23 protein-coding genes are annotated in these 24,398 nt (G+C 34.5%); 13 read left to right on the forward strand and 10 right to left on the reverse strand.

Features of this window, described 5'->3' with window-relative positions; all coding sequences use genetic code 11:
• Positions 1–4: 4 nt before the first annotated feature.
• The 6 genes from BD847_RS07740 to BD847_RS07765 all read left to right on the forward strand — a co-directional run bounded on the left by BD847_RS07740 (position 5) and on the right by BD847_RS07765 (position 4,629).
• Complete coding sequence (locus BD847_RS07740) at positions 5–313, forward strand: hypothetical protein (protein WP_115887718.1); 309 nt, start codon at positions 5–7, stop codon at positions 311–313.
• Complete coding sequence (gene hemF, locus BD847_RS07745; RefSeq protein WP_115887719.1) at positions 310–1,212, forward strand: oxygen-dependent coproporphyrinogen oxidase; 903 nt, start codon at positions 310–312, stop codon at positions 1,210–1,212. The genes BD847_RS07740 and hemF overlap by 4 nt, the downstream gene beginning before the upstream one ends.
• On the forward strand, positions 1,203–2,141 hold the full coding sequence (locus BD847_RS07750; protein WP_115887720.1) for a DUF4421 family protein: 939 nt from the start codon (positions 1,203–1,205) through the stop codon (positions 2,139–2,141). The genes hemF and BD847_RS07750 overlap by 10 nt, the downstream gene beginning before the upstream one ends.
• 63 nt (positions 2,142–2,204) lie before the next feature.
• Positions 2,205–3,107: a fructose bisphosphate aldolase gene (locus BD847_RS07755; protein ID WP_115887721.1), complete on the forward strand. Its 903-nt coding sequence runs from the start codon at positions 2,205–2,207 to the stop codon at positions 3,105–3,107.
• A 117-nt stretch (positions 3,108–3,224) separates the two neighbouring features.
• Positions 3,225–4,217 (forward strand): porphobilinogen synthase, encoded by a 993-nt coding sequence (gene hemB, locus BD847_RS07760; protein WP_115887722.1) that lies wholly within the window; start codon positions 3,225–3,227, stop codon positions 4,215–4,217.
• 1 nt (position 4,218) lies between these two features.
• Positions 4,219–4,629: a c-type cytochrome gene (locus BD847_RS07765; RefSeq protein ID WP_115887723.1), complete on the forward strand. Its 411-nt coding sequence runs from the start codon at positions 4,219–4,221 to the stop codon at positions 4,627–4,629.
• Between the two features lie 59 nt (positions 4,630–4,688).
• On the opposite strand, the gene BD847_RS07770 is transcribed toward BD847_RS07765, so the two are convergent.
• On the reverse strand, positions 4,689–6,749 hold the full coding sequence (locus BD847_RS07770; protein WP_115887724.1) for a M13 family metallopeptidase: 2,061 nt from the start codon (positions 6,747–6,749) through the stop codon (positions 4,689–4,691).
• A 166-nt stretch (positions 6,750–6,915) separates the two neighbouring features.
• On the opposite strand from BD847_RS07770, the gene BD847_RS07775 reads away from it, so the two are divergent.
• The 3 genes from BD847_RS07775 (at position 6,916) to feoB (ending at position 10,023) form a co-directional block, all read left to right on the forward strand.
• A complete protein-coding gene (locus BD847_RS07775; RefSeq protein WP_115887725.1) occupies positions 6,916–7,581 on the forward strand; it encodes an SCO family protein in 666 nt (221 codons plus the stop codon).
• Between the two features lie 103 nt (positions 7,582–7,684).
• Positions 7,685–7,924, forward strand: a complete 240-nt coding sequence (locus BD847_RS07780; protein WP_115887726.1) for a FeoA family protein — start codon at positions 7,685–7,687, stop codon at positions 7,922–7,924.
• A complete protein-coding gene (gene feoB / locus BD847_RS07785) occupies positions 7,924–10,023 on the forward strand; it encodes a ferrous iron transport protein B (RefSeq protein WP_115887727.1) in 2,100 nt (699 codons plus the stop codon). Before BD847_RS07780 ends, feoB begins: the two co-directional genes overlap by 1 nt.
• A gap of 277 nt (positions 10,024–10,300) precedes the next feature.
• Here feoB and BD847_RS07795 read toward each other — a convergent pair whose 3' ends face one another.
• From BD847_RS07795 to BD847_RS07805, 3 genes are all read right to left on the reverse strand, one after another.
• Entirely contained in the window at positions 10,301–10,954 is a 654-nt protein-coding gene (locus BD847_RS07795) for an HD domain-containing protein (RefSeq protein WP_115887729.1), read from the reverse strand.
• A gap of 200 nt (positions 10,955–11,154) precedes the next feature.
• Positions 11,155–12,147, reverse strand: a complete 993-nt coding sequence (locus tag BD847_RS07800) for an acyl-ACP desaturase (RefSeq protein ID WP_115887730.1) — start codon at positions 12,145–12,147, stop codon at positions 11,155–11,157.
• Between the two features lie 52 nt (positions 12,148–12,199).
• Positions 12,200–12,940, reverse strand: coding sequence for a lysophospholipid acyltransferase family protein (locus BD847_RS07805; protein ID WP_115887731.1), 741 nt, complete (start codon positions 12,938–12,940; stop codon positions 12,200–12,202).
• Positions 12,941–13,065: 125 nt separating this feature from the next.
• On the opposite strand from BD847_RS07805, the gene rnpA reads away from it, so the two are divergent.
• The 4 genes from rnpA to BD847_RS07825 all read left to right on the forward strand — a co-directional run bounded on the left by rnpA (position 13,066) and on the right by BD847_RS07825 (position 16,796).
• The gene (gene rnpA, locus BD847_RS07810) at positions 13,066–13,470 is read left to right on the forward strand and encodes a ribonuclease P protein component (protein ID WP_115887732.1); all 405 of its coding nucleotides are present in this window, start codon (positions 13,066–13,068) and stop codon (positions 13,468–13,470) included.
• A 70-nt stretch (positions 13,471–13,540) separates the two neighbouring features.
• Positions 13,541–14,347: a DUF4349 domain-containing protein gene (locus BD847_RS07815; RefSeq protein WP_115887733.1), complete on the forward strand. Its 807-nt coding sequence runs from the start codon at positions 13,541–13,543 to the stop codon at positions 14,345–14,347.
• A gap of 2 nt (positions 14,348–14,349) precedes the next feature.
• A complete protein-coding gene (locus BD847_RS07820) occupies positions 14,350–15,987 on the forward strand; it encodes a S41 family peptidase (protein ID WP_115887734.1) in 1,638 nt (545 codons plus the stop codon).
• Positions 15,988–15,992: 5 nt separating this feature from the next.
• On the forward strand, positions 15,993–16,796 hold the full coding sequence (locus BD847_RS07825; RefSeq protein ID WP_115887735.1) for an OmpA family protein: 804 nt from the start codon (positions 15,993–15,995) through the stop codon (positions 16,794–16,796).
• Between the two features lie 43 nt (positions 16,797–16,839).
• Here BD847_RS07825 and BD847_RS07830 read toward each other — a convergent pair whose 3' ends face one another.
• The 6 genes from BD847_RS07830 to BD847_RS07855 form a co-directional block, all read right to left on the reverse strand.
• A complete protein-coding gene (locus BD847_RS07830) occupies positions 16,840–18,498 on the reverse strand; it encodes a S41 family peptidase (RefSeq protein WP_115887736.1) in 1,659 nt (552 codons plus the stop codon).
• A gap of 163 nt (positions 18,499–18,661) precedes the next feature.
• The gene (locus BD847_RS07835) at positions 18,662–19,108 is read right to left on the reverse strand and encodes a GNAT family N-acetyltransferase (RefSeq protein WP_115887737.1); all 447 of its coding nucleotides are present in this window, start codon (positions 19,106–19,108) and stop codon (positions 18,662–18,664) included.
• Between the two features lie 186 nt (positions 19,109–19,294).
• The gene (locus BD847_RS07840) at positions 19,295–19,936 is read right to left on the reverse strand and encodes a DUF1579 domain-containing protein (RefSeq protein ID WP_115887738.1); all 642 of its coding nucleotides are present in this window, start codon (positions 19,934–19,936) and stop codon (positions 19,295–19,297) included.
• 144 nt (positions 19,937–20,080) lie between these two features.
• Positions 20,081–21,046: a DUF4837 family protein gene (locus tag BD847_RS07845; RefSeq protein ID WP_115887739.1), complete on the reverse strand. Its 966-nt coding sequence runs from the start codon at positions 21,044–21,046 to the stop codon at positions 20,081–20,083.
• Positions 21,047–21,091: 45 nt separating this feature from the next.
• Positions 21,092–22,921 (reverse strand): LysM peptidoglycan-binding domain-containing protein, encoded by a 1,830-nt coding sequence (locus BD847_RS07850; protein WP_115887740.1) that lies wholly within the window; start codon positions 22,919–22,921, stop codon positions 21,092–21,094.
• Between the two features lie 110 nt (positions 22,922–23,031).
• Positions 23,032–24,219 carry a phosphoglycerate kinase gene (locus BD847_RS07855; protein ID WP_115887741.1) on the reverse strand — a complete coding sequence of 396 codons (1,188 nt, stop codon included), beginning with the start codon at positions 24,217–24,219 and terminating at the stop codon, positions 23,032–23,034.
• Positions 24,220–24,398: the final 179 nt, after the last annotated feature.

Genomic DNA, 24,398 nt, shown 5'->3' on the forward strand with positions numbered 1-24,398 from the left:
ATTTATGATAAAAAATATAGTTTTAATAGTTGCTTTTATCTTTTTAATTAGTTGTGAAGGTTATAAAACAGGCGCAGGAATCGTTTATGACAAATCTACCAATAAGCCTTTGGACAGTGTGCGTTATTATGCTGTTGGAATTGATTATATTGAATACACCGATTCTCTTGGAAAATATTATGTAGAAGGCAAATTTGGAGGGTGCGTTTCTGAATGTCCTGATTTTGATGCCGAATTTTCTAAACCAGGTTATAAAACTATAACACTTAAGAATCCAAATGGAGATGTTTATTTAGAATTAGAAGAAAAATGAAAGATAAATTTTACGCATACATACAAAACTTACAAGACCAAATCTGCGCTGGATTAGAAGCCGTTGACGGAACGACGAAATTCCGTGAAGATTTATGGAAACGTCCGGAAGGCGGTGGCGGAAGAACACGCGTTATTGAAAACGGTGCTGTTTTCGAAAAAGGCGGTGTAAACATTTCTGCCGTTCACGGAAAACTTCCTGAAACGATGCAAAAAATGTTCAGCGTTGGCGAAGCTGATTTTTTTGCTTGCGGATTAAGTTTGGTTTTACATCCAAAAAATCCAATGACTCCAACGGTTCACGCAAACTGGCGTTATTTTGAAATGTATGATGAATCTGGAAAAGTAATCGAACAATGGTTTGGGGGCGGACAAGATTTAACGCCTTATTATTTGTTTGAAGAAGATGCAAAACACTTTCACCAAACTTGCAAAACAGCTTGCGACAAACACAATCCAGAGTTTTATCCGAAATATAAAAAACAATGCGATTCGTATTTTTGGAATGCGCATAGAAATGAAGCTCGCGGAATTGGCGGTTTATTTTTTGATTATTGCAAAGCAAATGAATCAATGTCAATGGAAAATTGGTATAACTTTGTAACTGAGGTTGGTAATAGTTTCCTTGAAGCTTATGTTCCGATTGTGGAAAGAAGAAAAAATTTAGAATATACGCCTGAAAACAGAACTTGGCAGGAAATCCGTCGTGGTCGTTATGTTGAGTTTAATCTGGTTCATGACAAAGGAACTTTATTCGGATTAAAAACAAACGGAAGAATTGAAAGTATTTTAATGAGTTTGCCTCCACACGTGCAATGGGTTTATGATCATCATGCAGAAGCCGGAAGCGAAGAAGAAAAATTGGTAAATGTGTTAGAAAACCCACGCGAATGGATTTAAAACTGATTTACATAGCGTTTTTTACAAGTATTTTTGGGTGTTTTGCCCAAAACGATACTTTGCAAAATCCCTATATTAAATCATATAGTGATAAAATCACCGCGAGCGCTTATTATTTGGACACTTCAAATAGTTTCGAGATTGCCTCAGATAATACAGATCCGAAAATATATCTCAATCTTATTCCAAATAGACGAGAACAAATTGGTTTTAATTTGAATTATAAAATCATTGACGTTACGATTGGTTTTGCTCCCAAATTTCTTGGTGGAAATAAAGGAGATTCTCATTCTAAAAACTTTAATTTCAATACCCGTTTTTATTATAAAAAATGGATGCAGTCTTTCACTTTCATCAATCAAAAAGGCTTTTATATTAGCGAAGATAATTTTACCGCTCAACTGCCACAGATGCGGACTACAAAAATTGGCGGATCGACATCGTACATTTTTAATGATAAATTCTCTTTTAAAACACTAGTTAACCAAAACGAATGGCAAACTAAAAGTTCCGGAAGTTTTATTCCAACTTTTTCCTTTTATTACACTAATATAGACTTCAATACACCCGATTCATCACCTGGCGACATTTACGTATTTACCTTAACCCCTTCCTATTTTTACAATTTTGTAATCAGTGATCGTGTATTAATTGGAGCTGGAATTGGTTTGGGCGCCGGAATCAATGATATTGACGGTGATACCTCAGCGTTATATCAAGCCGATTTAAATTTAAAATTAGCCTATAATCAAGATCGTTTCTTTGCTTTTGCAAGTCTTAATGCGACAAGCTTTGATCAGGATGAAAAAGTCGATCCGCGACTAAATGATAATATTGTCACTTTAAAACTTTCTGCAGGTTATCGATTTGATCCTCCAAAAAAAGTAAAAGAAATATACGACAAGGCAAATGAGAAAATAGGGCTTTAAAAGGCCTTTAAAATAGCAAAAACAAGCATAAGCAGGGATTTCTAATAATTAAAAATCATTATTATGGAAAATAAAGATGTAAAAACGGCACAATTAAATCGTATGCATTCCGGAAAAGGCTTTATCGCCGCACTTGATCAAAGTGGTGGAAGTACTCCAAAAGCTTTGGCACAATACGGAGTTCAGGAAAGCAGTTATGCAAATGAAGAAGAAATGTACACACTTGTTCATGAAATGCGAACGCGAATAATTAAGAGTCCTGCGTTTGACAGTCAATATATTCTTGGAGCGATTTTGTTTGAAAATACAATGGATCGTAAAATCGACGGACAATGGACGGCCGATTATTTATGGGAAAAGAAAAATATAGTTCCGTTTTTAAAAGTAGACAAAGGTCTTGCCGATCTAAATAACGGAGTGCAAATCATGAAGCCAATTTCTAATTTGGATGATTTACTGACAAGAGCTGTAGCGCGAAATGTTTTTGGTACCAAAATGCGTTCTGTTATCAAAGAAGCCAATCCTGTTGGAATTCGCGAAGTTGTTGAACAGCAATTTGCAGTTGGTTTACAAATTTTCGAAAAAGGATTAATTCCGATTATTGAACCTGAAGTTGATATTTATAGTTCCGACAAAGAAAAATCAGAAGAAATTCTAAAGGAAGAAATCAAAAAACAGCTTAGTTTATTGGACAAAGATGTAAAAGTAATGCTGAAATTATCGATTCCGACGGTGAATGATTTTTACAAAGAATTAATGTCAGATCCGCATGTTGTTCGAGTTGTCGCATTATCCGGTGGATATGGACAAGACGAAGCCAATCAAAAATTAGCAGAAAACCACGGATTGATTGCCAGTTTTTCAAGAGCGCTTTCTGAAGGACTTTCTGCCAATCAATCGGATGCTGATTTTAATACTAAAATTGGCCAAACTATTAACGAAATCTACGAAGCATCAATTACATAAATAAGTCAAAAGATTAAAGTCGTAAAGTCAAAAGTCTTTAAATCAATAAATAAAAATTTAAAAATAAGATTGTAGAAAAATCTAAAATCTGCACTCTAAAATCTAAAATTCAAAAAAATGTTCCCATTACAAAGAAACCGTCGTTTAAGAACTAATGAATCAATTCGTTCTTTAGTTCGCGAAACAAGTTTAAGCCCACAGGACTTTATGCTTCCAATGTTTGTTGCTGAAGGAAAAGATATAAAATCTGCCATTCCTTCAATGCCTGGAATTTATCGTCATTCTTTAGACAATACAATCAAAGAAGTAAAAGAAGCTTGGGATTTAGGAATCAAAGCGGTAAATATTTATGTGAAAGTAAGCGATAATTTAAAAGACAATAAAGGTACTGAAGCCTGGAATAAAGACGGTTTGATGCAACAAACTATCCGAGCGATTAAAGATGCAGTTCCAGAAATGATTGTTATGCCGGATGTCGCTTTAGATCCATATTCGATTTATGGTCACGACGGAATTATCGAAAACGGTCAATTGATCAACGACGCAACTGTAGACGCCTTAACAAGAATGAGTTTAAGCCACGCTGAAGCCGGAGCCGATTTTGTAGCACCAAGCGATATGATGGACGGAAGAGTTTTGGCGATCAGAAAAGCACTGGAAGAAAATGGTCACCATAACGTGGGGATTATGAGTTACAGTGCAAAATATGCTTCGGCATTTTACGGACCGTTTCGTGATGCTTTGGATTCTGCTCCGGTAGATTCTCAAAATATTCCAAAAGACAAGAAAACTTATCAAATGGATTATGCTAACAGAATTGAAGGAATTCGTGAGGCTTTATTAGACGTTGAAGAAGGTGCAGATATCGTAATGGTAAAACCGGGAATGGCTTATTTGGATATCGTTCGTGAGGTAAAAAATGCCGTTCATGTGCCGGTTGCAGTTTATCAAGTATCTGGTGAGTACGCTATGGTAAAGGCCGCAGCAGAAAGAGGGTGGTTAGATCACGACAAAATCATGATAGAGCAACTTTATTGCATTAAGCGTGCGGGCGCTAGTATTATCTCTACTTATTTTGCAAAAGAAGCTGCTGTAATTTTAAATAAATAAAATGAAAAAAGCAGTTTTCTTAGCCGCAGTTTTAGTATTTGCGTCCTGCAAAAAAGAGAGTCAGGAACCTTTTGGAAATTCATCTGAAACTACAACCGAAACTTCTGCTGAAGGAGAATCGGCGAAAGCCAAAACTCCAGTAGATTTAGGAAAAGAAATTTTTGAAGGAAGAGGAAATTGTACTTCTTGCCATCAGCCAGATCAAAAAGTTATTGGGCCAAGTATTCAGGAAATAGCAAAAATATACAAAGACAAAAAAGGTGACATTTCTACTTTCTTAAAAGGAAACGCAGATCCAATTGTTGATCCGAGTCAGTTTGCTGTAATGCAGACCAATTTAGCGATTACCAAAGAAATGTCTGATGCAGAATTAAAAGCCATTGAAGCTTATATCAACAGTCATTTGAAATAAAAAGAAAATATATTCAAAAAAAAGGGCGCTGAAATCAGCGCCCTTTTCTGTTTATGAATTTACCAGATCTTAACTCGTTTATCCGGACTAACAAACATTTTGTCTCCGCTTTTAATACCAAACGCTTCATAAAAAGCATCTACATTCTGGATTGGAACATAAGCTCTGTACATTCCAGGCGAATGCGGATCTGTTTTTACCTGACTTTTAATCGCTTCATCTCTCGATTTTGTTCTCCAAACTGTTGCCCATGAAATAAAGAAACGCTGTTCCGGAGTAAATCCGTCTATCAATCCTGGGTTTCCGTGTGCTTTCAGATACAATTGCAAACCGTCATAAGCAGCGTTAATTCCACCCAAATCACCAATATTTTCTCCCAAAGTAAATTTCCCATCTACATGAATTCCCGGCAACGGCTCTAAGGCACTGTATTGATCTGCCAATTCAGAACCAAGATGTGTAAATTGTTTTAAATCATCAGCTGTCCACCAATCTACAAGATTTCCTTCGGCGTTGTAGCGTGCTCCTGAATCATCAAAACCATGTGAAATTTCATGACCAATAACCGCTCCGATTCCACCATAATTTACTGCTTCATCAGCCTGATAATTATAAAAAGGCGGTTGCAAAATTGCCGCTGGAAACACAATTTCGTTGTAAGACGGGCTGTAATAAGCGTTTACAGTTTGCGGAGACATTCCCCAAACCGTTTTATCAACTGGTTTGCCAAGTTTATCTACACTTTCTTTATAATTCCATTTTGCAAGGTTCTTTGCATTTTCAAAATAAGTTCCGCCTTCTGAAACGTTTTTAATTTCGAGTGCCGAATAATCTTTCCATTTATCAGGGTAACCAACTTTAATGTTTATTTTATTTAGTTTCTGAATTGCTTTTGCTTTTGTCTCGTTAGACATCCAAACCAAATTATTGATACGGGTTTGATAAGCCGCAATAACATTGTGAATCATGTCGACCGCTTTCGTCTTTGCTTCAGCCGGAAACAACTTTTCGACATACAATTTTCCTAAAGCTTCTCCCGTAGATTGATTGACAACCTGCAAAGCATTTTCTTCTCTTGGGCGTTGTTTTAAAGCTCCAGTAAGTGTTTTTCCGTAAAAATCGAAATTTGCATTTTCAATATCGGTAGTTAACTGAGAAGTCGAATTATTTAAAACACACCATTTTAAGTACGGCTTTAGATCATCGATTTTTTTCTCTGCAAAGATTTTTTCAAGAGCCATCATGTATCTTGGTTGCGTCACATTTACCGTATCGATTTTTGTCATTCCGATTCCGGTAAAGTATTTATCCCATTCTATTGACGGAATACTCTTTTTCAAATCTTTTATTGCTGTTGGATTATATTGTTTTCTTCTGTCTCTACGTTCAACACGATCCAATCTTGGTGCAGACATTTCGATTTCTAATGCAACAATTTTAGCAGCGCTTTCTTTGGCTTGAGCCGAAGATTCGCCAATAAACTGCATCATTCTGGCAACGTGAAGTTGATATTTTTCACGTTTTTCTTTAGAATCTTTATCGTCAGAATTATAATAATCTTTATCAGACAAACCCAAACGTCCCGGACTAATATTTACAGCATAAGCATTACTGTTCTTGGCATCAGATCCAATAGAAATGGAGAAAAAACCAATTCCGCCTTCAGGTTCCATCTCAATTAGCAGTTTTTGCAAATCAGCAACATTTCTTAGTGCATCAATTTTTTTAAGATAGGGTTTTAAAGGTGAAATACCTTTCTTGTTTCTTCCTATGGTATCCAGAACGGTATTGAATAAAGCAACTGCTTTTCCCTGATCTGTATTTGATTTGTATTTTGGATTTTTTGAAGCTTCTTTTAAAATCGCCATCGAATTATCATCCGTTTTCTGGCGCAATTCATTAAAACTTCCCCATGAAGTTCGGTCACTTGGAATCTCGGTTTGATCCAGCCAGGTCCCGTTTACAAATTTAAAAAAGTCTTCACTCGGACTGATATTTCGATTCATATACGAAAGATTAATCCCAGGTTCTTTTGAAGCAACATTCTGAGCCTCAACAGCTGTAAATGAAAACATTACAGAAAAAGCACAAAAAAGAGGTTTACCAAGTTGTTTTCTCATTTATATTTAAGTTTTTCGTTCTTACACAAACATATTGCTAATAATTGGAAAAAAGTGTTAAAATTACTTCAAGAATTCGATTCTATTTCATCTCAAGCTTGTTAAAAAGAGTTATAATTGTGACATTTAAAAAGCGCTTTTCGTATTTTTGCGCCAAATTCTTTTTATGAAATCGTTGCTTTACAAATACCGCAAATTCTTTATTGTTTTAATAGTGTTTTCGGTAGTTACTATATCCTTATTTTATTCGGCATTAAAACCACAAAAAACACTTCCTATTTACAATCCAGCCGATGTAAATCCGGAATTAGTGGATAGCACGATTCAATACAAAAGCAAATACCACACTATTGCTGATTTTTCTTTTGTAAATCAAAATGGCGATACGATTACACAAAAAAACTACGAAGGAAAAATTTATGTTGCCGATTTCTTCTTTACGACCTGTGGTTCAATATGTCCTAAAATGACAACCAATCTTGAAGATGTCCAAAAAGCAGTTTTAAATAATCCAAAAGTAATGCTGCTTTCTCATACGGTTTTTCCCGAAGTTGACAGTATTCCGGTTCTAAAAGCGTATGCCATCAAACATCATGTGGTTGACAGCAAATGGAATTTAGTGACAGGAGACAAAAAAGAAATCTACACTATGGCCAGAAAATCTTATTTGGCAGTAAAATTGGGAAGACCGGATCAACTGTACGATATGGTACATACGGAGAATTTTGTATTGGTTGACCAAAAAAGACGCGTTCGTGGATTTTACGACGGAACAAACAAAGAAGAAATTAAACGTCTACTAGAAGACATTGATTTCTTAAGTAATGAGTAAAATAAGGCATTTTTAGAAAGATTTAGCATATTCAAAAGTGTTAAATGCCTTTAAATAAAGAATAATTACCTATTTTTGCAATCTAAATTCAATCTAAATAAGCTTGCAAAATACTATCCACACTCTGAAAAAAGGCGAGAAAGCCATTATCAAAGATTTTGATATCGATCTTATTCCTCTAAAATTATTAGAAATGGGTTGTTTGCCGGGCAGCATAGTTGAATTACTTCAAATTGCTCCTTTTGGAGATCCATTATATCTGGACATCAACGGTTCGCACGTTGCGATTCGTATTGAAACTGCTCGTGAAATTGAAGTTGAACTTATCAAAAACAATTTATAATGAGTGTTCAAAATATTAATGTTTCTCTTATTGGAAATCCAAATACAGGAAAAACCTCAGTTTTTAATCAGTTAACAGGCTTAAATCAGCAAGTTGGAAATTATCCGGGAATTACGGTTGAGAAAAAAATAGGATTTTGCAAATTACCAAATAATGTAAAAGCCAACATTCTCGATTTACCGGGAACCTACAGTCTGAATGCCAGTTCGATGGACGAAAGCGTTGTAATCGAACTTTTGCTGAACAAAAACGACAAATTATATCCAGATGTGGCGGTTGTCGTTACCGACGTTGAAAATCTAAAGCGAAATTTACTGATTTACACTCAGATAAAAGACCTTGAAATTCCGACGATTTTAGTGATTAACATGTCTGATCGTATGGAAAGAAAAGGAATTACCCTTGACATTCCGTATTTAGAAGACAAACTGAAAACCAAAATCGCGTTGGTAAGTTCTCGTAAAGGTTTGGGAATTGATGAGTTAAAAGAGTTAATCGTTTCGTATAAAAACATTGCGCATGAACCTTGTTTAAATGCATCAGTTATTGATCCGGAATATTTTGAGCATTTACAAAAAGCTTTTCCAAATCAATTGATGTATAAATTATGGCTTGTAATTACGCAGGATGTCAATTTTTCTAATTTGGATCGAAATGAAGTCAGAAGCAGTTTTACCAAATCACATTCAGAACTTAAGCGACTACAACAAAAAGAAACTATCAAAAGATATCAATTCATCAATGATGTATTAAAAGAAGGTTTAAAAATTGATACTTCAATTGCAAAAGACATTCGTGCCAAATTAGATCGCGTTTTAACGCACAAAATTTTTGGTTACGTTATTTTCTTTGCGATTTTGTTTTTGATATTCCAATCGATTTTCAGTTGGTCAACGATTCCAATGGATTTCATTGACAGCACATTTGCTTCTTTAAGCAGCTGGGTTGCCGAAGAACTACCAAGCGGTATTTTAACCGATTTACTTTCGCAGGGAATTATTCCGGGAATTGGCGGAGTTATTATATTCATTCCACAAATTGCCTTTTTATTCCTGTTTATTTCCATTTTGGAAGAAAGCGGTTATATGAGTCGTGTCGTATTTTTGATGGATAAAATCATGCGCCGATTTGGTCTTTCGGGGAAAAGTGTTGTGCCTTTGATTTCAGGAACTGCCTGCGCGATTCCGGCAATTATGGCAACAAGAAACATTGAAAACTGGAAAGAACGTTTAATTACCATTTTAGTAACACCGTTTACAACTTGTTCTGCAAGGTTACCGGTTTACGCCATTATTATTTCACTTGTAATTCCGAGCAAACGAGTTTTTGGAGTTTTAAACCTTCAGGGATTAACCTTAATGGCACTTTATGTCTTAGGTTTTGTTGCTGCAATCCTATCCGCTTACATTTTGAACAAAGTTTTAAAGATAAACTCTAAAACGTATTTTGTAGTCGAAATGCCAAGTTATAAAATGCCACTTTTGAAAAATGTTGGAATTAATGTGGTAGAAAAAACAAAAGCCTTTATAGTTGGAGCTGGAAAAATCATCTTAGCGATTTCAATTATCTTATGGTTTTTAGCATCTTACGGACCTGGAAAAGAATTTAATGATGCCGAGAACATCGTAAAAGAAAGATTTGCAACTACTGCTTTAGACGAAACCCGATATGAAAATGAAGTAGCTTCTCAAAAACTAGAAAATTCATATATTGGTTTAATGGGAAGAGCGATCGAACCCGCAATTCAGCCTTTAGGTTACGATTGGAAAATCGGAATTGCATTAATCAGTTCGTTTGCAGCGCGTGAAGTTTTTGTTGGAACATTAGCCACCATTTACAGCGTTGGTGATACCGATAACGAATCGACCATAAAAAGCAAAATGCAAGCAGAAGTTCGTCCTGACACAGGAAAAAAAGTATTTGACTTTGCAACAGGAATTTCGTTATTACTTTTTTATGCTTTTGCTATGCAGTGCGCCAGTACACTGGCGATTACCAAAAAAGAAACCAATTCATGGAAATGGCCTGCAATGCAGTTAGTTTTCATGAGCGGTCTAGCTTATTTTGCTGCATTAATTGCGTATCAACTTTTAAAATAAAAAGTTATGTTTCAAGAAATTATAGCCTTTACAATATTAGGATTAGCCGTTGCTTTTTTGATTAAGAAGTTCTTCTTTAAATCGAAAAAGAAAAAAGATTGTGGCAACGGAACTGATTGTGGGTGTTCTTAAAGTAGGGACAAAGTAAAAAGGCTGTTCAATTTTGAACAGCCTTTTTACTTATAGTCTTTCGTAATACTATATTCTATAAATATATTACTCCGCCGGAGCATTCCCAGTCCAATATTGAAAACCGAGACTGAACTGCAACTGGATACTATTTCACTCCCTCCCATTCTGCGTAAAACTGCGCTAGGAACGATTCCATAAAACGATGTCTTTCAGCAGCAATTTCCTTTCCTTTTTCTGTATTCATTTTGTCTTTTAAGAGCAACAGCTTTTCGTAGAAATGATTTATTGTTGGAGCGTTATTTTTTTTATACTCCTCTTTTGTCATATTCGTTACCGGCTCAATTTCCGGATTATACAACGCTCTGTTTTTAAATCCTCCGTAATTAAATGCTCTAGCAACGCCAATGGCACCAATAGCATCCAAACGATCCGCATCCTGAACAATATCTAATTCGACAGAAGAAAACTTCTTTTCGAAATTTCCGCCTTTATAGGAGATATTTTCAATGATATTCACAACATGAACAATTGTGTCCTCAGAAACATTTTCGGACTCTAGAAACGCTCTTGCTGTTTTTGGTCCTATAGTTTCATCTCCATTATGAAATTTACTATCTGCAATGTCGTGCAATAAAGCTCCCAATTGTACAATTGTAAGATCACATTCGGTTTCTTTTGCAATCAAAATAGCATTTTTATAAACACGTTCAATATGAAACCAATCATGTCCGCCTTCGGCATCATTTAGTTTTTCTTTTACAAAAGCAATCGTCTTAATTATTAATTGAGGATTATTCATGGCATTTAGTTTTTCTGTCTCTATTTCAATACAGACAAATTTGGCAAATTAAACGGATTGCAAAGATAATGTATCTCTGCTTTATAAAAAATGTTGATTGTCAAAGCTTTTAAAACCTTAACAATCAACATATATTTTAAACTTTTCTTAAAATCGCAACAAAGTTGCAAGTAGAAAAGTATTTATATTTCAAATAGAAATTACAATTTAGCTGGCTCCACCCATTTAAAGATGTGACCTTCTGCAGGGATAACCAATCTCTCTGAAATTCTAGCCATACGCGCTGGTAATTTCATCAAATAATCACGAGCTTTTTCAGCTTCGTCTGTCAAATTAGAAATTTTATCAATTTCCCATTTATTCATTAATTTCTGCATGATATCAACATAATCGTTTGCTGTATAAACTCCGATACGTTGTGCCGAATCTGAAAACTGTTCAAATGCAGTACTTATCTTCTGTCCTGATTCTCTTAAAAAGTGAGCCGGCATAACGATTTTCTGTTTCATCATGTATTGAAACGCCAACATCATTTCGCTTGGATCAACCTGGAAAATTCGAGTTACAAATTCGCTGTATGCATGGTGATGACGCATTTCGTCACCAGCAATCATTTTACACATTTTAGACAACTTGTTATCACCAAATTTCTTTGCGATTTGCGCCACTCTATTGTGCGAAACATAAGTTGCTAATTCCTGAAAACTTGTGTATACAAAGTTTTTGTACGGGTCAGTTCCAGTTCCGATATCAAAACCGTCGTTGATCAAATGTTGCGTTGTCATTTCGATTTCACGCATATTTACACGACCAGACAAATACAAGTATTTATTTAAAAGATCTCCGTGGCGGTTTTCTTCACCAGTCCATTGTCTGATCCATTTTGACCAGCCATTTCCACCGTTCTCCACCTGATCTACACCTTCTACATCCATTAACCATGATTCATAAGTAGGCAAAGCTTCTTCAGTGATGGTATCACCAACAAGCGTAACCCAGAAATCATATGGTAATTCTTTAGCAATTTCGCGCAATTCTTTAACCTCTTCAAAGAAATTTTCTCCTTCAGAATTAGGCAAGAAATCTGACGGCTGCCAAATTTTTTCCACTGGAATTAAATACTGTTCAACGAAGCTATCCACGTTTTTTTCCAAAAACTGCATTACTTCTAATCTAATGTTTTTTATAGACATTACTTATTTTTGATTTGGGATTTTTGTTTTAGCTCGGACTAAAAACAAAAATCTATTTATACTCGTTTACTCCTTCAACCACGGCTTTTTCTGTCAAAGCCATTAAATCTGTAAAATCATAATCTTTTACTGCCATTGCTTTGTGTGCAGTAAAAGTTAAATGGTTTCCTAAACCAACAGGAAACATTCCGAAGCGTACCATTTTCCATGAATTATTAATACTCACAGGCACAACGTATGCTGACGGTGCATATTTACACAAGATTTTTAAACCGCTTTGCGCAAATTCTTTAGGTTTTCCAGTTTTGCTACGTGTCCCTTCCGGGAAAATCACTGCAGATCTGGTATTTTTTTCGATATATTCAGACAAGCCTTTGATTACAGGAATCGCTTGTTTAGGGTCTTTACGGTCAATTAGCACTGATCCGCCGTATTTCAAATTGAAAGAAACACTTGGAATTCCGCTACCTAACTCTTTCTTACTTACAAATTTACAATGAAAACGTCTAAAGTACCAAATCATTGTCACGATATCGTACATACTTTGATGATTGGCAACAAAAATAATCGGAACTCCTTTCGGAATATCTTCAACACCGCTAACTTTATAAGTCGTTCCAACCAGATTGGTACATCTTAGCAAACAAAAATTAAGATAATCTACACTTTTTTTGTGCGCCTGATAACCAAAAACATTTAGGCAAATCCATTGAATTGGATGAAAAACAACCAAACACAATCCAAAACATAAATAGTAAATAACGGAGATGGGATACGAAATTATCTTTTGCATGCTTCAAAAATTAATTGCCAAAAGTAATAAATATATTTTTAGCCGTATAAAATTTGAAAACAATAAGTGTTTTTATGGTTTAATTGTACCTTTGTCACAAAATTTGCAAATTTTTTCTGAATTAAATGAACTTCACTTACCCAAAAAAAGAACGCTTAAAGAGCAAAACGACGATCGGATTACTGTTTTCTGAAGGGAAATCAGTGTCAAAATATCCGCTTCGTTTGGTTTTTCGTCAAGCGGAAGAAAATTCAGAAGAAAAAATCAAGATTGGTGTTTCAGTTTCAAAGAAATATTTCAAAAAAGCCGTTGATCGAAATTACTTCAAAAGAGTGCTTAGAGAAACCTACAGATTAAACAAACATTTACTTTGGGACAATGCAGAAGGCAACTATTCTTTAATGTTTTTCTACCAAAGCAAAGACCGTTTAACCTTCGAAGAAATCAACACCAAAACGATACAATTGTTCGAGAAATTTCTACAGCAAGTCAACAAAACTCCGGATTCTGAAAATAAATCCGAATCGTAAATTCCAAAACGTAAGATTATTATTCAACTTAGACAAAAAAATCGTAGTTTTAGCTCTAAATTGAAATTTTATGCGATATATTTTCTTTTTTCTCTTTGCTATTTTGACCTTTTCCAGCTGTGAAAAAAAAGCCACAAAAGCTGATGTTGTTTATGATTCTGCAATAACGCTTGCAAAAGTATCAACTCCCAGCCAATCTGCTCCCAGCGAAATTGTTATTCCCGAAAAGATCATCAAACAAGCTCGTCTTAAATTTGAAACTAATGATTTAGAGGCTACTTTTGATCAAATAAACGAAACGATTACTGCAAATAAAGGAAATGTTCAAAATGATTATCAAGAAAAGAGCAATAACCAAATAAGCAGGACTCTAAATATTCGTGTTCCGAGTGAAAAATTTGATTCTTTCTTGGAAGCGATAAGTAAAGGAGTATCTTATTTTGATGAAAAAAACATCACTTCAGATAATGTTACTGAACAATATATTGACTTAAATTCAAGACTGAGTACAAAACGTAAACTAGAAAAACGTTACTTAGAAATATTACAAAAAGCCACTAAAATAAGTGAGATTTTAGAAATCGAAAAACAGATTTCAACCATTCGAGAAGAAATTGAGGCCAAAGAAAATCAGCTAAAATATTTAGAAAGCCACGTTTCGGAAAGCACTATTAGTATTGAATTTTATAAAACAATAGCCCAAAAAGAGAATGTTAAAGTATCATACGGATCAAAAATTCTAACAGCAATTAAAACCGGATTTTTTAGTTTATCCGATTTTTTAATTTCTATTGTGAGTGTTTGGCCATTTCTTATACTTTTTGGCGCCATTGTATATTTTATTAGAAAAAGATTAAAAAGAAGAAAAAAAGAATAATCATGTATCCGTATTTCAAAAAGAAATTTATAATACCTGTCGCTGCGGCGGGAATGTTGTTTGTTGGAACCAGTTTCAAAGAAGATTTTTTTGAGATTGCCAAGCAAATTGAAATCTTCACGACTTTATTTAAAGCCGTTAATACCAATTATGTAGACGAAACAAATCCGGGCGATTTGATGGACAAAGCCATTAAGAGCATGTTAGGAAGCTTGGATCCGTATACGGTTTACTTTAACGAACAGGATGTTGTCAATTTCAAAATCAACAATACCGGAGAATATACCGGAATTGGTGCGATGATTGCCAGAAAAAAAGACCGTCTGATTGTTCGCGAACCTTATAAAAATTATCCTGCAGACAAAGCCGGATTAAAAGCGGGCGATGAAATCATACAAATTGGAGATGTTTTAATTGCCGATTTCAAAGATGACGCTTCGCAATTGCTGAAAGGAACTAAAAATACCAAAATTGCCATAAAATACCTTCGTCAGGGAAAAATGAATACAACTGAATTGATTTTGGATGAAGTTGATATCAAATCGGTTCCATTTTACGGAAAAATAGATGCCAAAACCGGATATATTGTTCTGGCACATTTTAGCAGAAAAGCTTCCGCAGAAGTAAAAGACGCGCTGGAAAAACTAAAAGCAGACGGTGCAACTCAGATTGTTCTTGATTTAAGAGGAAATCCGGGAGGTTTACTGAACGAGGCTATTGATATCTGTAATTTATTTGTTCCGAAAAATGAAGTTATTGTAACTACAAAATCAAGAATAGAAAAACACAACAATACGTATAAAACTACGAAAGAACCTGTTGATACAGAAATTCCGCTGGCTATTCTAGTAAACGGAAGAAGTGCTTCGGCATCTGAAATTGTATCCGGAGCGTTGCAGGATTTAGACCGAGCGGTTATTTTAGGAAGTAGAAGTTTCGGAAAAGGATTGGTACAGCGTTCTGTTGATTTAACTTACGGAACACAATTGAAAGTTACAATTTCGCGCTATTACACACCATCAGGACGTTGTATTCAGGCGCTTGATTATGCACATAAAGACAAAAATGGTGTTGCTCAAAAAACAGATGCCAAAAATTTCAATGCCTTTAAAACCCGAAAAGGAAGAACCGTTTATGATGGCGGAGGCGTTTTGCCGGATATCGAATTGGACGAAACCAAAATGAGTCCAATTACCAGCGCTTTATTAAAAAACGATGGTATTTTTGACTATGCGACAACGTATTATTACAAAAATCCAAATCTGGGAGACAAAATTCCGGTTGTAACAGATGCTGATTATACTGCTTTTAAACAATATCTGAAAACCAACAAAATCACTTTTGATACCGAAACCGAAATCGCATTAAAAAACACATTAGCGGCAGCTAAAAATGAAAAAATAGACGAAACAATTGCCCCGGAATACCAGCAATTATTAGCTGCATTAGAAAAAAGCGAAAATACTTTACTCGACAAAAACCAAAAAGAAATTCGAAACCTGATTCAAGAAGAACTGATTAAAAGATATCAATATCAGGAAGGTTTATATCAATTTTACATTAAAAACAATTCAGAAATTAAAAAAGCAGTTAGTGTTTTAAATAATCAAGCGGAATATAAAACGATTTTAAAAATGTAGAAAAAATGAAACTTTGTTTAGCCCTATTTCTGTTTTCTATTTACAATTTATCGGCACAGCAAAAACCCATTGAAACCATTTATTTTGAGTTTGATAAATATGATCTGACTCCCAAACAAACCGAAGTTGTAACTAATTTCATTAAAAGTATTGATACTGCGAAAGTGGAGTCGATACAAATTTATGGCTACTGCGATGATCGTGGTAACGACGGCTATAACTATACTTTGTCTAACAATCGCGCTAATACTATTCAGAAACTGCTTGTATCTACTGGCTTTAACCAAAGCAAAATTGTAATTCTTGAAGGAAAAGGACGCATTGTCGTAAAACCCGATACAATTGAAAACCTTCATGAAACCCGAACCAAAAACCGTCGCGTCGATTTGATTGTGGTAAAACGAAACAGTTTTGGAAAAGGGGTTTATACTTCTTTCAAAGACAATTTGAAAGTCGGTGATAAAATTTATATGAATAATATATTATTTGATATTGGAAGTTCAAAACTGACTGCGGCTTCAAAAAAAGAACTTGATAAAATTGCCGCAAAACTTCAAAATCAAAAAAACATACAATTTGAAATTAGAGGTCATGTTTGTTGTACACCCGAAATATACAGCGACGGAATCGACAAAGACACCAACGAAAGAAGACTATCCTGGAATCGTGCAAAAACGGTATTTAATTATCTGAGTTCTCAAAAAGTGTCCAAAAACAGAATGAGTTATCAAGGCTGCGGGAATAAATATCCATTGGGCAAAGGCGATGATTTCGATCGGCGGGTTGAATTTTTGATTACGAAGATTTAATTGATTTGCCACGAAGACCACTAAGGCGCAAAGTTTTTTTAAATTAGATATTCTTTAGATATTCTTTTGCTGCCTCTAAAACCTCATCTTTTCCTTCCTGAATTCCTTTTATTGTTGGAAAAACCTCAACATCAACTTTTACGCCAACTCTTTGTGTTTCTCTTCCGTCAGGATAAAAAACACCAAGTCCGCTCATAAAAGCCTTAAAGCCAAAAAACTCTGCTTTTGTAATATCTCCGTCTGCAGCCGCAGTTTGGCTTCCAATAGTAGTAACATTATCTCCACTTTGCAATGCCATCGCAAAAAATTCTGCTCTGCTTTGGGTTTCTTCGTTAACCAATACCACTACTTTACCTGAATAATATTTACTTTTATTTGGAGTAAACACTACTGGTTTTTCCCAAAAAAACTTTCCGGGATATGTCAAATCAGGATATATAAGCCTTGCGAAAGGTCGTTCTGAACTAATTATTCTTCTTACAATATCAAAACCAAAAAAGTTAGGATAATTTCGAACATCAATAATAATTCCGTTTGTCGATTTCATTTTTTCCATCATTTCATCAACGTCCAATCTGTTTAATGCATCCATATTGATATAGCCGATGTTGTTTTCATCGATACTATATTTTTCCGATTTCGCTTTTGCTCTATGATAAACTATTTCTTTATAACGCCCCATCATCTTAGTAAAAGCAATACCATTTCTGGTAATTTTAAGTTTTACAGAATCAGTGCTTCCGTTAAAAATCGTAAAATCGTAATTTATATTTTTCGTTCTCTTATTTGATCCGTGCGAAAACTTGGCCTTTTCTTCTAAAATCTGCTGCATTGGTCTATCGTTTACTTCTTCTATCACATCGCCAATTCTAAGATCATTTAGTTTCGCTAAAGAATCATTATAAAATCCTGTTATAACCGCTTTGTTTTCAATTACATTAATAAATCCCGGAATGTACTTTCTGCCAAAATAATCATAGAGTTCCTCAGTAAAAAAATTAGCATGAGAATCGCCTAGTTTTACGACTGTTTCAAGCATTGCTAAATGATATTCTACTTCATTTCCTGCATTCTCAAACTTCGGAATCATTTCTGTCAATACCGAATCCCATTTCTGATCGGTTACATATTTATAGGGAAAAAAGTATTCGACGATATTCCAATATCTAAAAAAACTTGCGATACGATGTGCGCGATCCGGATATTTGAAGTCTGTGTATGACGGTTCATTGGTCACTAAAACATTTTCATCAGAACTTGTTGTGATGTATTTGTTTTTTCCTTGAAACCTATTTTCTTCAATAAATTTGAGTTTTTGAGAAAGTTCGGTTGTGAACGCATCAGGATTTTGTGTCCAGGAAAGATCAAAATTCTCATCAAAAGATTCTCTTTTTGAAGTGTTTTTACACGATTTACATTCTTTTACTTCACCCAAACCAGCAATCCAATTGATGTAAATTTTAGATAATTCTTCCTTGTTTTGCGCTTGCTCTACTTTTGGAATCATCTGAATTAATTGTTCATCCCAGTTAAAATTGCCTTTTGCTACATTTGGATGATAATATTTCAGAAATCCCCAGACTTTTGCCAGACTGGTCAAGTTTTCGACTTTTTTGGTTTCTATTTTTGAATTGGATTCATTTTGACCAAAAGTTAAAAAGCTAAAAATAAAAAACACAACAGAAAAAGTAGTTTTACTCATTTACAAAGATTTAGTTAAAATATTGGTGAATCTAAAATACCCTAAAAGGATCTTTAAAAAATGTTAGCCCTTTCACAAAAGAATCTTAAATAAAAAACCCTCAGATGCGAGATAACGCCTAAGGGTTTTAAAAATTATTTTGTTTTTGAATTATTGGTTGTTCTTAACCGCGAATCATTTCAATATGCGGAATATCATCTTCAAGATACATTTCGCTGGTTTGTACAAATCCGTGGCTTTCGTAGAATTTCTGCAAATAAAGCTGAGCACCAATTGTAATTTTATCCTTATCGAAATTAGATTTTATTCCGGCAATAGCATTTATCATCAATTCATGTCCCCATTTTTTATCGCGATAATTTGCATCAACAACCACTCGCCCAATTGATGCATTATCAAAACTGATTCCGGCATCGAATAAACGCGAATAGGCAACAATTTTACCTTCAAATTCACCTAAAAGATGCAATGCTTTCTTGTCTTTTCCGTCAAGATCCAAATAAACGCAATTTTGCTCTACTACAAAGATCTCACTTCTCAGTTTGAGCAAATCATATAGCTCGTTTACTGTTAATGCCTCAAAAGGCTTTATTTTCCATTTTAGTTCCATTCTGCTAAAGTTTTGCCACAAAGGCACAAAGTCGCAAAGTTAACTTTTTATTTTTTGGCTAATAATACTGATTTCAATAAAAAGCCCGATTCCAAACTGGAATCGGGCGATTTACTTTATAAAATTTTCCAATATTGAAAAACTTTGTCACTTTGTTACTCTGTATCTCTGTAACTATTTTAAAAACTATTTTTTCTTCATAATAATTTCCATGCTTTTATATTCGGTACCATTTTTCGTATCGTACATTTCCATTTTACGCGTAGTTGCATCGACAATGGTATACACTTCGCGATATGGCGCTTTTTTTCCCGATACAGGATTTACCACTTCGCCTTTCATTTGCATGCTTTTGGTAGCTTCATCATATGTTCCATAGGAAACCATCATTCCGGTACCCATATTATCGATAAAAGTATTGGTATATTCTTTACTAGCGTTATTGTATGCTACAGTTCCTTTTCCTTCAAAAGGCGCTCCCATTATCGTTCCTTTATAATCGGTTTCCTGATAACGTCCACCAAGAATCATTTTTACAGTTGCAGTTGCAGTTGCTTTTTCAGGTTTACTATTTGGTTCGTACCAAAAAGTCATATCACAACTCCATGTTCCAACTTCTTCCGTTAGCCATTTGTGTGCATCGCTGGGAGTTGCGTAGGCTTGCCAGGCTTTCATTTGTGTAGCAGAATCTACAGGTTCTTCGGCAATTGGTTCTTCGGTCTTAATACTATCTGAATCTTTTGTCGTTACGGTTTCGGTTTTTACTTCTTTTTTACAGGAAATAAAACACAATACTATCATTACTAAAATTGTGGTCACATTTTTCATAAGTATTTGTTTTTATGTTTGTTATAAACAAATGTAAGAAAAATGTTCTTAGGTTTTTTTGTTTCGGGTTTGAAGTTTCGGGTTTAAAGTTTCGGGTTTCAGGTTAGTGCATAAAACTTGAAACCTGAAACTTGAAACAAAAAATTACCGTTTATCAATTTTAACCGATTTTATAATCGCTTCCAAATCCAGCATAAGATCGCGTTCCTGATTTGAAGGTGAATAACAAAAGCCTTCGATTACCAAAATTCGGTTATTGGGCTTGTCTAGAATCGCATAATTAATAAAAGGTCCGGCCATGAAATCATTCTTAAGTTCCCAAGTTCCTTTAGTTTCATAAGCTTGTTTTCCGTCTAAAAAAGTATTGGAGAAATACGGTGCGTAAGCTTCACCGGTAATCATGCGGGTATTCGGTTCTGTTCCTTTAATGTAATTACCAATAGAATCACGCATTTTGATAATATCGCCAACTACATTTGTTTTTTTGAAAGTGCGCAACGGAATTTGATAAATCAACAAACTTGTATTTCCGCTTATGATATTTTTTTTGAGCCAGATAAAATTCTTTTTATGTAACATATATTCATATCCTATCGGAATTTGAATCTCGACATGAAATTTATTCTTGATAATGGCAGGATTCAACAAAGATTTACTGTTGTCCTCTTGAATTTTCTGGATTTCAGCATCACGAATCATTTTGATAATTTGGGCCGAATTCAATTCAAGACTACAAATGATATCATCGACTGATTTTCCGTAAATCCTAAAAGTATTGTGCGGGAGATTCTTGCTTCGAATGATTTCAAATTTATCTGTAGGCGCTTTTTTTACCACAATAATACTGCGGCTGTCTGTTACAAAACCTTCTAAAAGTCGCGCCGGATATTGATTAATTGTAAAAAGCGGTTCTTCCTGGGTAAGTCCCCAAACCGGAGAAGCAAATTTATTTCGAATACTGTCACCTACTTCGCCATACCATAATTGGTCATCGATAATTATCGAAATTGTATTGGTTTTTCCAGATACGGGCTTCGGCTGCTTGTCGGTTTTTAAACACGAAACAAGCAAAAAGGGCAGTATTATAAATAAAAAATGGGTTTTATTCATTTTTTTAATTTATGAAATAAAACCCAAATTTAGATGTTTTTTTTATTATCCGTTTATTTTAAGTTTCATTCCGGGTTTAATATCTCCGTCTTTAATGCCATTCCATTTTTTAATATCTGAAATCGTAACTCCAGGATATTTTTTTGAAATACTATATAACGAATCTCCTTTTTTAACGTAATAATCTTCGCTCATCTTTTTAGATGTTGCGCCTTTCTTAAATGAATCAACTGAAGCATTTGATGCTAAAGCCGAATTTACAGAAGCAGTTTCTTCAATAACTGGAACTTCTTTAGAAACAATTAATGTTTTGCCTAAACCAATATTATTAGAAGCAAGATTATTAAGTTCTTTTAACTCCGCAATAGTCGTACCGAATTTCTTCGCAATGCTTCCTAAATTATCACCGGCAGCCACAACATATTCCTGAGACTGCGTTGCATTTTTGTCTTTATCGTCAGTGCTAGCGATGGCTTCGTCAGATTTTTTCTCGATAGCAGGAATTGATTTAACCTCTTTTTTAAGCGGATCAACATTTGATTTAATTCTTAATGTTCTTCCCAATGCTACCGCATTTGTTCTTAGATTATTCCATTTTTTTATATCTGCAATACTAACATCATACTTTTCAGCAATTGCTCCAAGGTTATCACCTTTTTGTATTTTGTATAATTGAAGTTCTGAATCGTTGATTTTTTCAGGCTGTACCGCTCTAACTTTTGGTGCCACTTTTGCAGCGAGTCTTGACGGAATAGTACGAATCGTTGATTGATAATCTACGTAAGCGTAAATTTGTTTTTCGTTAGAAACGAAAGTGGCGATTTTATCTTTCGGAAGCCGCAGACAATGCTCTTCACCCTGATAATAAGGCACAACATTTAATTTATAAGAAGGATTTAAAAGCTGAATCTGAGATTGTGGCATATCAAGCAAATCAGCAATTTGTTTGAATGTCATTTCTTTTTTAATGTTCAACGTATCGGTTTCAAAGTTTTTGACAACCGCTCTTTCCGGATTGATTCCGTGTTCCTTGTGGTATTCAAAAAGATACATTGTAGCATAAAATGCCGGAACATAACCTTGAGTTTCTTTTGGAAGATTTGGGCGAATATCCCAGTATTTTGTTTGTCCTCCAGAACGACGAATGGCCTTAGTAACATTTCCTGGTCCTGAATTATAAGAAGCTAAAACAAGTTCCCAGTCATTAAAGACCTCAAACATTTTAGTAAAATAATCGCTTGCTGCTGCTGTAGATTTCATTGGATCACTACGCTCATCAACATACGAATCGATTTTTAAAGCGTATTGTTTTCCTGTTCCGTACATGAACTGCCAAAGTCCTGTGGCGCCCATTTTAGAAACTGCTTTAGGATTTAAAGCAGATTCTACAACGGCTAAATATTTAATTTCTAAAGGAATATTGTGTCTTGCGAAAGACTCCTCAAAAATTGGGAAGTAATATTCTGATAAAGCCATTAATCGAGAAAACGATTTTTTTCGGTTCTTAAGAAATGACTTTATTATATTTTCTAATCCTTGATTATATTCGATATTGAATGGTGATTTTTCGTTCATCGCCTGTAAACGCTGCTTTAGCAATTCAGTAGGCAATTCTTCATCAACCGTAACATCAGAATTAATGGTTTGTATATCTTTCGATAAATCATCGTAAATATCCAGACTTGTTAGTTCTTTCATCCAAAGACTGTCTACTCGCGCAGCCATATCATTTTTTTTGAAAGTGCTTTTAACTGAATCTAAATACGATAACTTTACTTCCGGCTTAATTTCCTGTGAAGATGAAGCAGTTTCCTGAGCAAACATCGTCATGGAAAAGAGGGCCGTAACCACTAAGGATATTTTCTTTACAATCATATAACATTTTTTTAAAATTCTATAATTCAGATCATTATAGAGTTCCTATTTTTGCAAACTTAAAAAGTTTAAGCCTTAAAAATACGTAAAAAAATGTTAATTGTGATATTTTAGTCTAAAATTGCAGCAATTCCAGGTAAAACTTTTCCTTCTAACATCTCCAACATAGCTCCTCCACCAGTTGAAACGTAGCTCATTTTATCTTCGAAACCAAATTGTTTTACAGCAGCAACTGAATCACCTCCACCAACTAATGAGAATGCCCCATTTGCAGTAGCTTCAGCGATATAATCACCTAAAGCAATTGTTCCTTTAGAGAAAGTTTCCATTTCGAAAACACCTAATGGACCATTCCATAAAATAGTTTTAGATTCTAAAATTACTTTTTTGAAGTTTTCTAAAGATTTAGGACCTGCATCAAGACCTTGCCATCCGTCAGGAATTGCAGTTACATCAACAACCTGAGTGTTTGCAGTATTTGAGAAATCGTCAGCAGCAATTACATCAACTGGAATATGAACCTGAACTCCTTTTTCTTTTGCTAATCTTAAAATTTCAAGAGCCAAATCTTGTTTGTCATCTTCGCAGATAGACTCACCAATTTTTCCACCTTGTGCTTTGATGAAAGTAAAAGTCATACCTCCACCAATAATCATGTGATCAACTTTATCTAAGATGTTTTCGATAACTGTAATTTTTGAAGAAACTTTAGAACCTCCAAGAACAGCAGTAACCGGTTTTTCACTGTTTTTCAATACTTTATTTAAACTTTCAATTTCTTTAGCCAATAAAGTTCCGAAACATTTTTCAGTTGGAAAAAACTGAGCAATAATCGTTGTTGAAGCGTGCGCTCTGTGCGCAGTACCAAAAGCATCGTTTACGTAGATATCGCCAAGTGAAGCTAATTCTTTCGCGAAAGCAACATCTCCAGCTTCTTCTTCAGCATGAAAACGTAAATTTTCCAACAATAAAACTTCTCCCGGTTTTAAATCTTTTGCAGCAGTCTGAGCAGCTTCGCCTACACAGTTTTCAGCAAATTTAACCTCAACTCCTAAAATTTCAGAAGCTGTTTTTAAGATATGTTTTAAAGAGTATTTTTCTTCAACACCTTTTGGTCTTCCTAAATGCGACATTAAAATTACGCTTCCTCCTTGTGCCAAAATAGCATCAATAGTTGGTTTAGCAGCCTCAATACGTGTTGCATCCGTTACATTAAAATTCTCGTCCAAAGGCACATTAAAGTCAACACGGATAATTGCTTTTTTATTTTTAAAATCGAAATCGTTTAAAGTTTTCATTTTGATTGTTTTTTAATTTTTTAGAAAGAACAACAAATATAGAACTTTTGCAGTACTAATAAATTCGAATAAACTAAAAAATCCATAAGTAAAACAACGAAAACGTTATAATTTCACAAATAAAATCGTTTATTGAATATTAAACACAATTTTACGTGCAAAGTTTACATCGGCTTTAC

It is taken from the genome of Flavobacterium cutihirudinis (assembly GCF_003385895.1).
GTDB classification, from domain to species: Bacteria; Bacteroidota; Bacteroidia; order Flavobacteriales; family Flavobacteriaceae; genus Flavobacterium; species Flavobacterium cutihirudinis.